We start from the raw sequence: 13294 nt of genomic DNA, 5'->3' as shown, positions 1-13294 counted from the left end.
CGACAGTTCTTAATTAGACTGCTGACTGAAGACTCAATGCTGCTTATTAGGAATACTCTCTAGCTTCAAAAGCGTTAACATGATGATAAATCTTATCAAGTAGTTGGCCTTTTTCAAAAGGTTTTAGAATGTAATCGTTGAGTCCGGCACGAATCATCTGTTCGTTTAGTTGAGTTACATCGACAGCCGTAAAAGCAATAATTGGAATATCTTTGTTGAATTCTCGTATTTTCTTGGTAGCACCAACACCATTTAAATTGGGCATATTAACGTCCATCAAGACAATATTAAAATCACCTTCTCTAACGAGTTCTATAGCTTCAAGTCCATTATCGACAGTGACGCAATCAAAATTTTCATCTACCAATAATTTGCTGGTAACCATCAGATTAATTTTGTTGTCATCAACAATTAAAGCTTTAATCTTTTTACCTAAATCAGCATCAGACTCTTTGCCAATATCGAAAGAGATTGTTAATAGTGATTCTGTAAATTCGCCGTCTTTTTTATTCAAATTTAAAACACCATTAATCGATTCACTCAAACGATTTACTATTGCTGTATTTATGCCTGTCCCAAGGTAATTCCCTTGTGATCTTCTGTTTTTGGTAAACTCATAATAAATGGATTTTTCTTCTTCTTTAGAGATTTCTTTTCCATTATGCTTGACGCTGAAGGTTATTTTGTTCGATGCTTCATCACTATCGACCAACATCGCATTAATTTTAACTTCTCCATTACGCGTAAACCGTAGGGCGTTATTAATTAAATTCATTAAAATTTGCGAGAGGATAAGCGGATCTCCTTTGAGCTGATTACTAATTGCATCATCAAAGTTGAGCTCAATAGTATTGTTGGTATTTTCTGTCGCATAGCGAAACGAGCTCACAAGATTCTGAACTACTTCTTTGATGTTGAATCTTATAGAACGAGCCTTGACATCGTTATCATCCATTTTACTAACTTGAAGGATGTTATTGATCAAGGTTAGCAAATAATCACCTGAAAATTTAAGTGATTTTATATTCTGATCTTCTTTTAATTCCGGATGTTCTTCAGAAAGCAAGTTCGTGAGCCCGATAATACCGTAAAGTGGCGTGCGCAACTCTGCACTAAGGTTGGACACAAATTGCTGGTCAAACTTAGATTGTTTTAATAATTGGTCGTTTTGAGTGGCTAGTTCTTTGTTTTGCTTCGCAATTTTACTGCTTGTCCTTTGCATAAAAAAGATAACAACAGAAAACACGAAAATTACTAAGCCAATAACAATAGCGTAGTATATCATGGAGCAATTTTTTTTATCATCTAAATCTACTGAAAAAAATAAGATTTTAAGAGATTTTTAACTATGTTTTAATCTTTTTCAGTTTGATTAGATCGGGAAATATGCTTTTAAGGAACAGAATCAATAAAAAAGATACTTGTAATCAACAAGTATCTTTTTTATTGACATCTTACTGTATTGTTGGGTTCTACTTGTTTGATTTGTCTAGCGTAGCCATCCTTTTTTTGCGCAATTATCCGCGTGCCAAATCAAAAATATCGCAACTATCAGCACAATTATTGGAAAAATAATTGCTTGTATTCCCATTAATTCAACAATATCACTTAAAAAGAAATTATAGGTTTGCTGAGCCAATAATCCCAAAAGTGAAATTATAAAAACAGTCTTCGATAGTTTACGCCTCATCAGCAACAAAATACAACCGAATAATCCGCCAAAAACTGCAATTGCATAGCCTGCTGTAACCCATGCGGGACGGTCATCATAATACGATTGATGTTCTTCAGGAATTGGTAGCAGATTATATGCCTCCATGAGATAAACTGAAACCCCCATTAAATTCCATAAAAGTGCTACAATACCTATTACCCAAAACCAGGTATTCGGTTTAATTGAATTGGTTGTCATAATTCTTAATAAATTGGTTAGTTACTTCAAGATATTGCTTTTTTGAGCCTAAACAAAATCTGTTAGACCAATAAGGGTAATGGGTAGGATAAGGGAATAGGTTCAATTTTTAAACAATATCTGTTTTAAATATTTGATTGTCATTTTTTTATATCTTTTTTGTGGAGTATTTATCTAAGCTAAACGTAGCTCAAAAAATATATTCTGAATTAAAGAGCAAAAATATTTACTTCTTCATCGCTGCCCTTATGATAGAGAAAATACATCTAGAAACTGATACCACCTTATTGAAAAGGAGTAGTAAGTTGATTGTGGTACTCCAAAAAACATAAACCCAGCTTCTTTTACCTGATTTTATTAACGGGAATACTGAAAAACCGTTAAATATAGAATGTTGATGAATATTTGAAAAGTGAATTTCTTATATAGCTAAAATCTGCATAATATTTATGATCTTCGCGTTGTTATTATTAAATGAAGTTTGAATCATTCAAGGTTGATGCGTAACTTATTTTTTAGAAGTATACTTTTCGTTTTCTGCACAAGTTTTTCCTCCATTTCTGCGCAAACATTAGACACTATTCGAGCCAAAGCGCAAAAATCGGATGGTATCTATGCTATTTTGCGTAATAATGGCTTTCCGCCCAATGCCTATATTAAAGATTTTCTAGAATTAAATAAGAAAAAATTGAATGGTGGTACATCGCTGGTTTTAGGGGAGGAGTATGTTTTGGCAGTAATTAAAAGAGCGAAAACAAAGACCACCGTTGTTAAAGAAGTAAAAGACACAAAAACTGATACCACTAAAGCCACAATAACAAAAGAACAAGCAGTTAAGAAGAAAGAAAAAAAGGTTATAACTGAGGCGCCACCAAAGGAGGAAAGTCCAAAGTCATTAGAAGATAGTACTAAAAATTCTCAAAACGAAGTGCGCTTAGTTGGTTTGCCAACATCAAATGACCTTTTTGTGAATTACCCTCTTTTTGGAGAGGAGTTAAGCCAAGTAGAAATTGAAAATAATGACCTTAAAGGAGCTATTTTTTATTTGATTAGTGGCCATGGAGGCCCTGACCCTGGCTCGGTTGAAACTGTAGACGGTAAATTACTGGCCGAAGATGAATATGCTTATGACGTGACTTTGCGTTTATGTCGCTATTTAATTGCAAGAGGCGCCAAAGTCACAATGATTATTCGAGATAAAAATGATGGAATACGCGATGAACGTTTACTTGAAGTAGATTATGATGAAGTAAACTATCCTTCTGACCTCATTTCACTTGATCAAAAAACGAGACTAAAACAGCGCGTCGATGCTGTAAATGATCTGTATGCCGTTAATAAAGGGAAATACCAACGATTGGTTACCATACATGTTGACAGTAGAAGCAGAAACAATCATAAAGATGTGTTTTTCTATCATCACAAAAAAAGCACCTCTGGTAAGCTAATGGCGCAGCGTTTACAATCCACCTTCAGGAATAACTATAGAAAATACCAGCCTAAACGACGCTATTCAGGAACGGTTACTTCAAGAACACTATATGTTGTAAAAAACACACACCCAACAATGGTGTATGTTGAATTGGGCAATATCAAGAACCCAACAGATCAAAAGCGCTTGTTCAGTCCAAAAAACCGTGAGGTGATGGCGAAATGGCTAGGAGAGGGGCTGCTACTTGATTATGAAAAATCGAAATAGCTCATTTGTTCTTACCCTTAAATTTAAATGAAGTGTCCCGAGTATTTCACTCAAAACACTTTACTTAAACTCACAACTAAACTACTACTGACAACCTCCGGTAAAACCAGTCGCATCGAAGTTTGTGCTAATAGCTCCTCGATCTTCGCCACGCTTTGTTTCAATAATGAGTTCGCTACGACCACTACCATCCCTTTTAGGGCTACAGTATTCAAATAAATAGAAGCTATTGGCTTGATTGCCAACTTCTACAGATATTTCTTTAAAACGCGCTTCTAATTCCTGGCTATTATCTGCAATTACACTCGATGTTTTTCCTATTTGTCCTAGTGTTTCTTCATCAATTTCATCTCCTAAACCAATAGTGAAAAATGAAGTATTTGCATCGGCTCTATTAACACTATTTAATGCATCGTTTTTTGAATAGCGGGCTGCTTGATCAGTTCCGTCGGTAAACACAACTACTGAAGCAGCTGCGAAAACGCCTTCCTTTTCCAATTCTTCTATTGTTCTATCGGCAATGTCAGTTGCCTTAATGATGGCACCATATAAATCAGTCGAAGGATCATTACTTATGGTTTCATCAATACCGTTTATGGCATTTTCCAATTGCGTTATATCGTTTGTTAAGTCGTTTAGCAAATGCAATTCGTCTTCACCATTAAACCAGTAAATTCCCATTTGAAAAGAGTCATTAGGCTCTTCAGGCATTACACTTTTAACAAAGCTTATGCTTGCTGTTTTCAATGCTTCTAAGTTCGATTGTAGTACACTATTACTGAGGTCCAATACCAGAAAAGTATTGTTTTTAAAGATTTGTGTGTTTGGTGATATCTGAGCAAACGATTCAGAGCTTGAAATCTGATTAAAACACTGATCATTTCTACCACGTTCATAAATTGTAAAGTTGTTAGCACGCAACCCACTGACGGCTTTGTCATCTAATGTATTGACTTTGAAAAAAACGGATACTTTACCAGGAGGAGTAGTAAATTTATCTTGAATTGTAATTTTTAGGTTGGCCTCACCAAGATCTAAGCAACTAGATTGAATGGGGTCTATGCCACCGTCATCGTCATAAGAACCACAAGCCGTGGCGAAAAGGGCAATGCTTAGCATCGCCAAAAGATAATTTTTCATAATACATTCGTTTTTTGATAGGTATATTGCTAACGAACGACTTAGAAAGAAATTTTATTTGGCTTGGTTTTTGGTAAGGGTTTAACAGTTTTTAAACATCTATGGCTAAGACAATAGTTATCTTTATATTCGGTTCTTAATATATGCGACACAGGTTTTTTATACATACTATAATTTTTGTGCTTGTTGCACTGATGCCAATGCTCGTTTCAGGGCAAAAAGATACGACTGCTACAAAAACAAAAAGCCTATTTGAAAATAAAGTCGTTAGAAAAAAGAATTTTGAATTGCCGCAGTCAGTTCAACCAGAAAATAAGTTTTCTTCATTTTCATTTGGTAATATAGGTTTGACGCAACCAAAGCCTTTGACTCTACCGAAGTTAACCTCACTTCCTCAAGAAGAGCAAAAAAACATCATGATGCCCGAACAGTTTGCTGATAATGGGGCGCGTTTTAATAAAACATTGAATAAGACTTACGGAGAAAAAGAACGAAAAGGCAATACGGTTGATACCTATTTAGGAGATGTAAAGACTGGAGGTAAAATTGTAAAGATCGTATGTCGAGATCACGAATATGTCGATGGTGATCGCGTTCGAGTCTACTGGAATGATGAAATCATTGAATACAATATTTTGCTAACCAGTAGTTTCCGGGTAATAGAAATAGAATTAGCTCCTGGCTTTAATAAAATTGACTTCGAAGCCTTAAATCAAGGCACGTCAGGACCTAATACAGCCGAATTCCGTGTTTTTGATGAAAATGGCGCAGTACTCGCCGGTAGCCAATGGAATCTTACTACTGGAGTTAAAGGGACTTTGATTGTTGTTAAGGAGTAGCAAGCGACCTTTTTATCATATTCTGTATCCGCCCAATAATATCCTGAAAACTAATTCTTTTCGATATTTTTCATCTTTTTTGTGACAAATTATATCTTCTTCACACTAATGATGTAAATAATAATAATTCATGCAAAAAGAGCAGCAATTTGTAAAGCTCATAAAAGAACATGAAGGCATCTTATACAAGGTTACTTCGATTTATTCTGATAACAAGGCTGACCAACAGGATTTATATCAAGAGATTGTTTTCAACCTATGGAAGTCGTTCGATAGTTTTCGGGGCGATTCTAAATGGAGCACTTGGATGTATCGTATTGCAATGAATACATCGATTACACATTCAAAAAAGAAAAAAAAATCTGGTTACAAAGTAAATCTTGATCATGTGGTATTACGAGAAGCGGATGCTTATGATGAAACTTTTGAAGAACAATTAAAGCAACTATACGAGCATATAAAAGAGTTAAATGTCATTGAAAAGGGATTGATACTCCTATTGCTTGAAGGGAAAAAGTATGAGGAAATAGCTTTGATAACTGGTTTAAGTCCTACTAACGTCGGCACCAGAATATCAAGAATTAAGAAAAAACTAAAAAAGCAAGTAAGACACTAAAAATATACGATCATGAATTTAGAAGAAATGAAATCGACTTGGGCTACATTAAGTGGTCAATTAGAAAAACAACAAAAATTAACAGATACTTTAATTATGCAAATGACACAACAACGATATCAAAATAAAATAGGGGTCATCTCATTTTATGAATCTTTAGGAGCGGTAATATGTGTTGCTATGGCGGCATTTATATTATTTAATTTTAACCGCCTAGATGACGGTTTACACGTTGCCTTAGGAGTTTATACACTTTTGGTTTTAATAGGCTTACCTGCAATGGTGTTATGGTCTATTAAGCGATTAAAACAAATTAATGTTTTTGAAAGTTCCTATAAGGAGACCATTACTAACTTCAATAAACGAAGAAGATTTTTTCTACTAGTGCAAAAACTGGGAGTGGCATTTGCATACCCTATGTTTTTTGGAAGTATGCCTGTTTTTTCAAAAGTAATGGGTAATAAGAGTATGTTTGAAAATGGAGGTTCTGTTGGTTTATATGTTTTTATAGGGATATGGACCATAGCAATGTTCTTCTTTGTTAGATGGGGATATTCTAAGTATAAAAACATTACCAATAGCGCGGCTAAAATTTTGGAAGACCTTAATGATGATAATTAAGTAGTAAGCGAGATTAAATTCCTAGGATTTTTGGAGATGTATGAACGTAAAATACGCTGTACATCTTCATTGTCTTTTTGTCTCGTCATGAAGGGCGTTAATTCAAATGATGAAACGATAGTGGTTGTTTGATCAACAAAGCCATAGCCAATGTATTTACCATCTTCAACACATACAAAAGCCTGTTCTTGCTCATTTCGCCCTTTTTCCTTGATGATATAACTCTGATTTTCAGCTTTTAAATGCGAAATGGCATTGCTCACACGTTCATTATAGTCTTCCGCCTGTTCGTTACCTTCGCATACACCTGTACAATTGTTCAGGAAAAAATGAGTTCCGCAACCCTTATTTTCTTGCAGTTGACAGTATCGAGGGCATAATTGAAATTGATGACAAATTTCTTGTAATTGCGTCCTACATTGAGAGATAGTGCTATAGGCCATTATAGGGTTTACGACTTTCTTGATATTGTTGAAGGCCAAGTGTTTTACACCATTCCTATTCTCGTATTCAAACAAACCGTACCGCATTGCATTATGTTTTTGCGAGCTGTTGTATTTAGGGAAACGTTGTTTTATTTCAGCCGATTCCATCAACAGTGCCAGCAATTCGCTACCTGCTAACTCAAAATCAATATGTGCTATTTCGCGACACATACGTACTTCCTTATCTGATCGGTCATAAAAATGTTGTAGTACACGATTTTTGAGTTTTTTAGCTTTTCCAACATAAATAATAGTTCCTTCAGCATTTTTAAAATAGTAAATACCCGGACTATTTGGAATTTTGGTTAAAGTAGATTTGGGCAGTAGTGGTGGTAAAGTAGCTTCTCGCGAATTCCCTTTTACTGAGGAAGCGAACACTTCATCAGCATCGGGTTGATTTATTAATTTTTCGAACAATAGAACCGTAGCATGAGCATCTCCACGTGCTCGATGTCGATCAGATAGGGGGATATCTAATGCCGTACATAGCTTTCCTAAACTATAGGACTTATAACCCGGAATTAATTTGCGCGACAAACGCACAGTACATAGTTTCTTTCGCTGAAAATCGATATTTAAGCGCTCTAGCTCATATTTAATCACATTATAATCAAAATGTACGCTATGGGCTACAAATATGCAGTCTTTAGAAAATTCAATTACATTTTCGGCTATTTCTTCAAAAGTTGGTGCTTTGGCAACTAAATTGTTATCAATACCAGTCAAACTGGTAATAAAAGATGAAATATCGCATTTAGGATTGACCAAAGTAGTATACTCATCAACTATTTTGTGACCGTCATGCTTGAACATAGCAATCTCGGTAATCTTATTCCCTTTAAGGGTATTACCAGTGGTTTCTATGTCAACGATGCAGTACACTTATAAAACTAGAAAAAGATTACTTAAACATATCCATTCCTGGGATGTTCGGTATTCCTTCCTTAGCTACAGCAGCTAGTTCAGTTTCATTTACTTCAGTCGCTCTAGCTATAGCTTTGTTTAAAACCAAAACAAGATAATCTTCAAGTTGCTCTTTGTCCTTTAGCAGTTCATCATCCACCGAGATTGATTTAATTTCTCTATTCGCAGTAAGAGTAATACTTAAGAGTCCATCACTCGATTTTTCATCAATTAAAACAGTATCTAATCGCTTTTTTGTTTCTTCTACTTTTTTCTGGGTTTCCTTTAATTTACCCATCATTCCCATTAAATCTCCAAACATAAATTCTAGTATAACAGTTATTCTGTAAAATTATTAAATTGAATTAGCACGAAAAACTCTTCATCAATAAAACATCATCCTAATTTTAATATTTAGCATATTTTAGCGACCAACTAAACCGACAGTACATAACCCCTAAAGGAAGACGATTTATGAAAGCTCCGCAAGCGGAAAAAATAGTTACGCAATTAGAGAAGCATGGTGATGTTAGAATTGATAATTATTATTGGCTAAAAGATAGGGAAGACCCAAAAGTCATTGACTATCTAAATCAAGAAAATGCCTACTACGATGAGATGACCGCTCATACAAAGGATTTTCAAAAATCACTTTTTGAAGAAATGAAGGCTCGTATTAAGGAAGATGACGAATCGGTTCCATACAAATACAATGGTTATTGGTACATTACCCGATATGAAAAGGGAAAAGATTATCCCGTTTATACACGTAAAAAGGAAAGCTTAGAAGCTAATGAAGAGATCCTATTTGATTGTAATGAGATGGCTAAAGGTCATTCATATTTCAAATTGGTAGGCCTTAATATTAGCTTAGATAATAAATTGGTAGCATTTGGTGTAGATACTGTTTCTAGAAGAAAGTATACCATTCAAATAAAGAATTTAGAAACTGGATTGGTATATCCTGAGAAAATTGAAACTACCACTGGAGGAAGTACCTGGGCAAATGATAATGAGACCCTATTCTACACTAGAAAAGATGAGGAAACACTGCGATCTGATAAAATTTATAAGCACACTTTAGGTGAGGATACAACCAACGACAGCTTGGTTTTTACTGAAGAGGATGAAACTTTTGGAACGACCATTTATAAGACAAAGTCTAAAAAATACTTAGTAATTGCATCCTATTCGACCTTGTCTACGGAATATCAGTTTTTAAATGCCGACAATCCACATGGTACATTTAAAATATTTCAGAAACGTGAGCGTGGGTTAGAATACTCTGTTAGTCATTTTGAAGATCATTTTTATATCGTGACTAATAAGGATAAAGCCACCAATTTTAAGGTGATGAAAACGCATGAGGATGCAACATCACAACACCATTGGCAGGATCTAATTCCGCACAGAGCTGATGTTTATGTTGAAGACTTTGATATTTTTAAAGACTACTATGTGGTAAGTGAACGCAGTAATGGACTTAATGAGCTAAAAATTGTTCGTTGGGATGGGGGGGACGCCTATTATTTACCATTTGACAATGAGACATACACCGCCTACGTAAGTGTAAATGTTGATTTCGACACCGAAATATTGCGATATGGTTATACCAGTTTAGCAACGCCTTCCTCTACGATCGATTTTAATATGCGGACCAAGGAAAAAGAGGTGAAAAAGGAGCAGCCTGTCCTAGACAATACCTTTGACAAATCGAATTATATTGAAGAACGTTTATGGGCTACTGCCGATGATGGTACTAAGATTCCGATTTCTCTAATTTATAAGAAAGGACTCAAAAAGGATGGAAAAAATCCCATAATGCAATACGGTTATGGTTCTTATGGTGCGACTATAGATCCTTATTTTTCTACAACACGACTAAGTCTATTAAATCGTGGGTTTGTATATGCTATCGCTCATATTCGTGGTGGACAGTACTTGGGAAGACCTTGGTATGAAGATGGGAAAATGTTTAACAAGAAGAATACATTTTCCGACTTTATTGCCATTTCAAAACACCTAATTAACGAGAACTATACTAGCCCAGAACATTTGTATGCCATGGGTGGATCTGCTGGTGGTTTGTTGATGGGCGCTGTTATTAATCTTGCACCGGAATTGTATAATGGTATTATTGCTGCTGTGCCTTTTATAGATGTAGTTACTACAATGCTTGATGATAGTATTCCGCTCACAACGGGCGAATATGATGAATGGGGGAACCCTAATAACAAAGATTCATACGAGTATATGAAATCGTATTCTCCTTATGATAATGTGGGGGCAAAGGAGTACCCAAATTTATTGGTAACAACAGGAGTACACGATTCACAAGTGCAGTATTGGGAACCCGCAAAATGGGTTGCTAAATTGAGAGAATTAAACACTGGGAATAATAAAATCCTACTACACACTAATATGGAAACAGGACATGGTGGCGCATCTGGCCGATTCGAGGCCTTAAAAGAAACTGCAGAAGACTTTGCGTTTTTACTTGATTTGGAAGGTGTTAATGAGTAGTATTTTCGAGTAAAATCAGGGGTATTGTCAAAAATAAATATAACTTTGCATCGTTTTTAATTATTGTTTACAACAACTTTAGAAACAAAACAGTTTTATATGAGTAAACAAATCAATGCAACTAATAATGTATTAGCCTTAATAGGTAATACCCCCCTAATTGCATTAAAGAAACTTACGGCAGAATTTGCTGGTGAGTTTTATGCAAAAGTTGAGGCATTTAATCCTGGCCATTCTGCCAAAGATCGTATTGCACTTCATATTATTGAGGAGGCAGAACGAAGAGTTATTATTAAAGAAGGTGACACTATTATTGAAACTACATCTGGTAACACTGGGTTTAGTTTGGCAATGATAAGCGCAATAAAAGGGTATAAATGTATTCTTGCTGTAAGTTCAAAGTCTTCAGCCGATAAGATCGATATGCTCAAAACCATGGGCGCACAGGTTTATGTGTGTCCTGCTCATGTAAGTGCAGATGATCCACGTTCTTACTACCAAGTGGCAAAACGATTACACGAAGAAACTCCCGGTTCAGTTTATATAAATCAATATTTTAATGAGCTTAATATTGATGCACATTACAAAACAACTGGACCTGAAATCTGGAATCAAACTAACGGGACTATTACACATTTAGTTGCGTGTAGTGGTACAGGAGGTACAATCTCTGGAGTTTCAAGATTTCTAAAGAAACAAAATCCAAATATTAAAGTAATAGGTGTTGATGCTTATGGGTCGGTTTTGAAAAAATATCATGAGACTCGTGAGTTTGATGCTAATGAGATTTATCCGTATCGTATTGAAGGTTTAGGAAAGAACCTGATTCCAACTGCCACTGATTTTGATAGTATTGACGAATATATCAAAGTAACTGATGAAGACAGCGCTCACACCGCAAGAGAAATTGCCAGAAAGGAAGGACTTTTTGTTGGTTATACAAGTGGAGCAGCTTTTCAAGCCATCAAACAGTTAGTAGATACTGAAGAATTTGATAAAAATAGTAGAGTAGTAGTGCTGTTCCCTGATCATGGCTCTAGGTATATGAGCAAGATTTATAGTGATGAGTGGATGGAAAAACAAGGCTTTTTCGATTCAGAAAAAGAAACAGCCAAGAAAAGTATAGCATATATAAAGTAATATTGTGAGAACTTGAAAAGAGCACCTAAACAAGGTGCTTTTTTTGTGGATATTAACCATTATTAGTAGCAAAAAGAGGTTTGTCTAGCTCGCAAAATTGGTTAATTTTGCAAATTGACTAGACTAAGTGTACCTAAATAAAATAGTATTTCCTAGATGAGAGATTTATTTGATCGGATAATTGAAAACAAAGGCCCTTTAGGAAAATGGGCTTCACATGCAGAAGGATATTTTGTTTTTCCCAAATTGGAAGGACAAATAGCGAATAGAATGGAGTTTAATGGCAAAAAGGTCATTACTTGGAGTATTAACGATTATCTAGGATTGGCTAATCACCCCGAAGTGCGTAAAGTTGATGCTGAAGCTGCGGCAGATTACGGTTCGGCTTACCCAATGGGAGCACGAATGATGTCGGGGCATACTTCGTTGCACGAACAATTACAAGATGAGCTGGCTGCTTTTGTAAATAAAGAAGCTGCTTACCTACTAAACTTTGGTTACCAAGGTATTCTTTCTACTATTGATGCTTTGGTTACAAAAGATGATATTATTGTATATGATGTCGATGCACACGCATGTATTATTGATGGTGTTCGTTTGCATATGGGTAAGCGCTTTACTTATAAGCACAATGATATTGAAAGCTTGGAGAAAAATCTCGAGCGTGCTACTAATATGGCCGAGCAAACTGGAGGTGGAATCTTAGTGATTTCTGAAGGTGTTTTCGGAATGCGTGGTGAACAAGGTCGATTAAAAGAGATTGTTGCACTTAAAGAGAAATTCAAATTTAGATTGCTTGTAGACGATGCACATGGATTTGGTACGCTAGGTGAGACCGGTGCTGGAGCAGGCGAGGAGCAAGGTATTCAAGATGATATCGACGTGTATTTCGCAACTTTTGCAAAGTCAATGGCAAGTACGGGAGCATTTATTGCTGCGGATCGCGAGATTATTGATTATTTGAAGTATAACTTACGTTCGCAAATGTTTGCTAAGTCATTGCAGATGCAATTGGTAAAAGGTGCGCTAAAGCGCCTAGATATGTTACGTACAATGCCAGAGCTTAAAAACAAGTTATGGGAGAACGTGAACGCACTTCAAAACGGATTAAAGGAACGAGGTTTCGATATTGGCTCGACACAAAGTTGTGTGACGCCAGTATATTTAAAAGGAAGTATCCCCGAAGCAATGGCATTAGTGAAAGATCTTCGTGAAAACCATGGTATTTTCTGTTCTATTGTAGTATATCCAGTGATTCCTAAGGGATTGATCTTGCTAAGAATGATCCCAACAGCGTCACATACCTTAGAAGACGTAGAAGAAACATTAGTTGCTTTCTCAGCAATACGTTCACGATTAGAAAATGGAACTTACAAGCGCATATCAGCGGCTGTTGCAGCGGCTATGGGTGAGTAA

The 13294-nt window shown here is 35.7% G+C and carries 12 protein-coding genes; 7 read left to right on the top strand and 5 right to left on the bottom strand.

Features of this window, described 5'->3' with window-relative positions:
• Nucleotides 1-46 precede the first annotated feature (46 nt).
• Entirely contained in the window at nucleotides 47-1285 is a 1239-nt protein-coding gene (locus GWK10_RS05800) for an ATP-binding response regulator (RefSeq protein ID WP_164030143.1), read from the bottom strand.
• A gap of 204 nt (nucleotides 1286-1489) precedes the next feature.
• Nucleotides 1490-1912: a hypothetical protein gene (locus GWK10_RS05795; protein WP_164030141.1), complete on the bottom strand. Its 423-nt coding sequence runs from the start codon at nucleotides 1910-1912 to the stop codon at nucleotides 1490-1492.
• 499 nt (nucleotides 1913-2411) lie between these two features.
• Here GWK10_RS05795 and GWK10_RS05790 point away from each other — a divergent pair, with 499 nt between their 5' ends.
• Entirely contained in the window at nucleotides 2412-3611 is a 1200-nt protein-coding gene (locus tag GWK10_RS05790; RefSeq protein WP_164030139.1) for an N-acetylmuramoyl-L-alanine amidase family protein, read from the top strand.
• 84 nt (nucleotides 3612-3695) lie between these two features.
• On the opposite strand, the gene GWK10_RS05785 is transcribed toward GWK10_RS05790, so the two are convergent.
• Nucleotides 3696-4751 (bottom strand): VWA domain-containing protein, encoded by a 1056-nt coding sequence (locus tag GWK10_RS05785; protein WP_164030137.1) that lies wholly within the window; start codon nucleotides 4749-4751, stop codon nucleotides 3696-3698.
• Between the two features lie 143 nt (nucleotides 4752-4894).
• Between GWK10_RS05785 and GWK10_RS05780 the strand changes: the two genes are divergently transcribed.
• The 3 genes from GWK10_RS05780 to GWK10_RS05770 all read left to right on the top strand — a co-directional run bounded on the left by GWK10_RS05780 (nucleotide 4895) and on the right by GWK10_RS05770 (nucleotide 6827).
• A complete protein-coding gene (locus GWK10_RS05780) occupies nucleotides 4895-5590 on the top strand; it encodes a hypothetical protein (protein WP_164030135.1) in 696 nt (231 codons plus the stop codon).
• A 130-nt stretch (nucleotides 5591-5720) separates the two neighbouring features.
• Nucleotides 5721-6206, top strand: coding sequence for an RNA polymerase sigma factor (locus GWK10_RS05775; RefSeq protein WP_164030132.1), 486 nt, complete (start codon nucleotides 5721-5723; stop codon nucleotides 6204-6206).
• Between the two features lie 12 nt (nucleotides 6207-6218).
• Nucleotides 6219-6827: a hypothetical protein gene (locus GWK10_RS05770; RefSeq protein WP_164030130.1), complete on the top strand. Its 609-nt coding sequence runs from the start codon at nucleotides 6219-6221 to the stop codon at nucleotides 6825-6827.
• Here GWK10_RS05770 and GWK10_RS05765 read toward each other — a convergent pair.
• Together GWK10_RS05765 and GWK10_RS05760 are read right to left on the bottom strand one after the other, a co-directional pair.
• Nucleotides 6824-8194, bottom strand: a complete 1371-nt coding sequence (locus GWK10_RS05765; RefSeq protein ID WP_164030128.1) for an exonuclease domain-containing protein — start codon at nucleotides 8192-8194, stop codon at nucleotides 6824-6826. The genes GWK10_RS05770 and GWK10_RS05765 overlap by 4 nt on opposite strands.
• Before the next feature lie 19 nt (nucleotides 8195-8213).
• Entirely contained in the window at nucleotides 8214-8537 is a 324-nt protein-coding gene (locus tag GWK10_RS05760) for a YbaB/EbfC family nucleoid-associated protein (RefSeq protein WP_164030126.1), read from the bottom strand.
• 152 nt (nucleotides 8538-8689) lie between these two features.
• Here GWK10_RS05760 and GWK10_RS05755 point away from each other — a divergent pair, with 152 nt between their 5' ends.
• The 3 genes from GWK10_RS05755 (at nucleotide 8690) to GWK10_RS05745 (ending at nucleotide 13294) form a co-directional block, all read left to right on the top strand.
• Nucleotides 8690-10738: a S9 family peptidase gene (locus GWK10_RS05755; protein ID WP_164030124.1), complete on the top strand. Its 2049-nt coding sequence runs from the start codon at nucleotides 8690-8692 to the stop codon at nucleotides 10736-10738.
• A gap of 99 nt (nucleotides 10739-10837) precedes the next feature.
• On the top strand, nucleotides 10838-11878 hold the full coding sequence (locus GWK10_RS05750) for a PLP-dependent cysteine synthase family protein (RefSeq protein WP_164030122.1): 1041 nt from the start codon (nucleotides 10838-10840) through the stop codon (nucleotides 11876-11878).
• Nucleotides 11879-12034: 156 nt separating this feature from the next.
• Complete coding sequence (locus GWK10_RS05745; RefSeq protein ID WP_164030120.1) at nucleotides 12035-13294, top strand: aminotransferase class I/II-fold pyridoxal phosphate-dependent enzyme; 1260 nt, start codon at nucleotides 12035-12037, stop codon at nucleotides 13292-13294.

This window comes from Spongiivirga citrea (genome assembly GCF_010671565.1).
In the GTDB taxonomy this organism is placed as follows: domain Bacteria; phylum Bacteroidota; class Bacteroidia; order Flavobacteriales; family Flavobacteriaceae; genus Spongiivirga; species Spongiivirga citrea.
Note: the sequence above shows the minus strand (reverse complement) of the source record. Positions and strands in the feature narration are given on the sequence as shown.

Coding starts and splice junctions, on each gene's coding strand:
- GWK10_RS05800 (WP_164030143.1), bottom strand. CDS start 1,285: ATGATATACTACGCTATTGTTATTGGCTTAGTAATTTTCGTGTTTTCT.
- GWK10_RS05795 (WP_164030141.1), bottom strand. CDS start 1,912: ATGACAACCAATTCAATTAAACCGAATACCTGGTTTTGGGTAATAGGT.
- GWK10_RS05790 (WP_164030139.1), top strand. CDS start 2,412: ATGCGTAACTTATTTTTTAGAAGTATACTTTTCGTTTTCTGCACAAGT.
- GWK10_RS05785 (WP_164030137.1), bottom strand. CDS start 4,751: ATGAAAAATTATCTTTTGGCGATGCTAAGCATTGCCCTTTTCGCCACG.
- GWK10_RS05780 (WP_164030135.1), top strand. CDS start 4,895: ATGCGACACAGGTTTTTTATACATACTATAATTTTTGTGCTTGTTGCA.
- GWK10_RS05775 (WP_164030132.1), top strand. CDS start 5,721: ATGCAAAAAGAGCAGCAATTTGTAAAGCTCATAAAAGAACATGAAGGC.
- GWK10_RS05770 (WP_164030130.1), top strand. CDS start 6,219: ATGAATTTAGAAGAAATGAAATCGACTTGGGCTACATTAAGTGGTCAA.
- GWK10_RS05760 (WP_164030126.1), bottom strand. CDS start 8,537: ATGTTTGGAGATTTAATGGGAATGATGGGTAAATTAAAGGAAACCCAG.
- GWK10_RS05755 (WP_164030124.1), top strand. CDS start 8,690: ATGAAAGCTCCGCAAGCGGAAAAAATAGTTACGCAATTAGAGAAGCAT.
- GWK10_RS05750 (WP_164030122.1), top strand. CDS start 10,838: ATGAGTAAACAAATCAATGCAACTAATAATGTATTAGCCTTAATAGGT.
- GWK10_RS05745 (WP_164030120.1), top strand. CDS start 12,035: ATGAGAGATTTATTTGATCGGATAATTGAAAACAAAGGCCCTTTAGGA.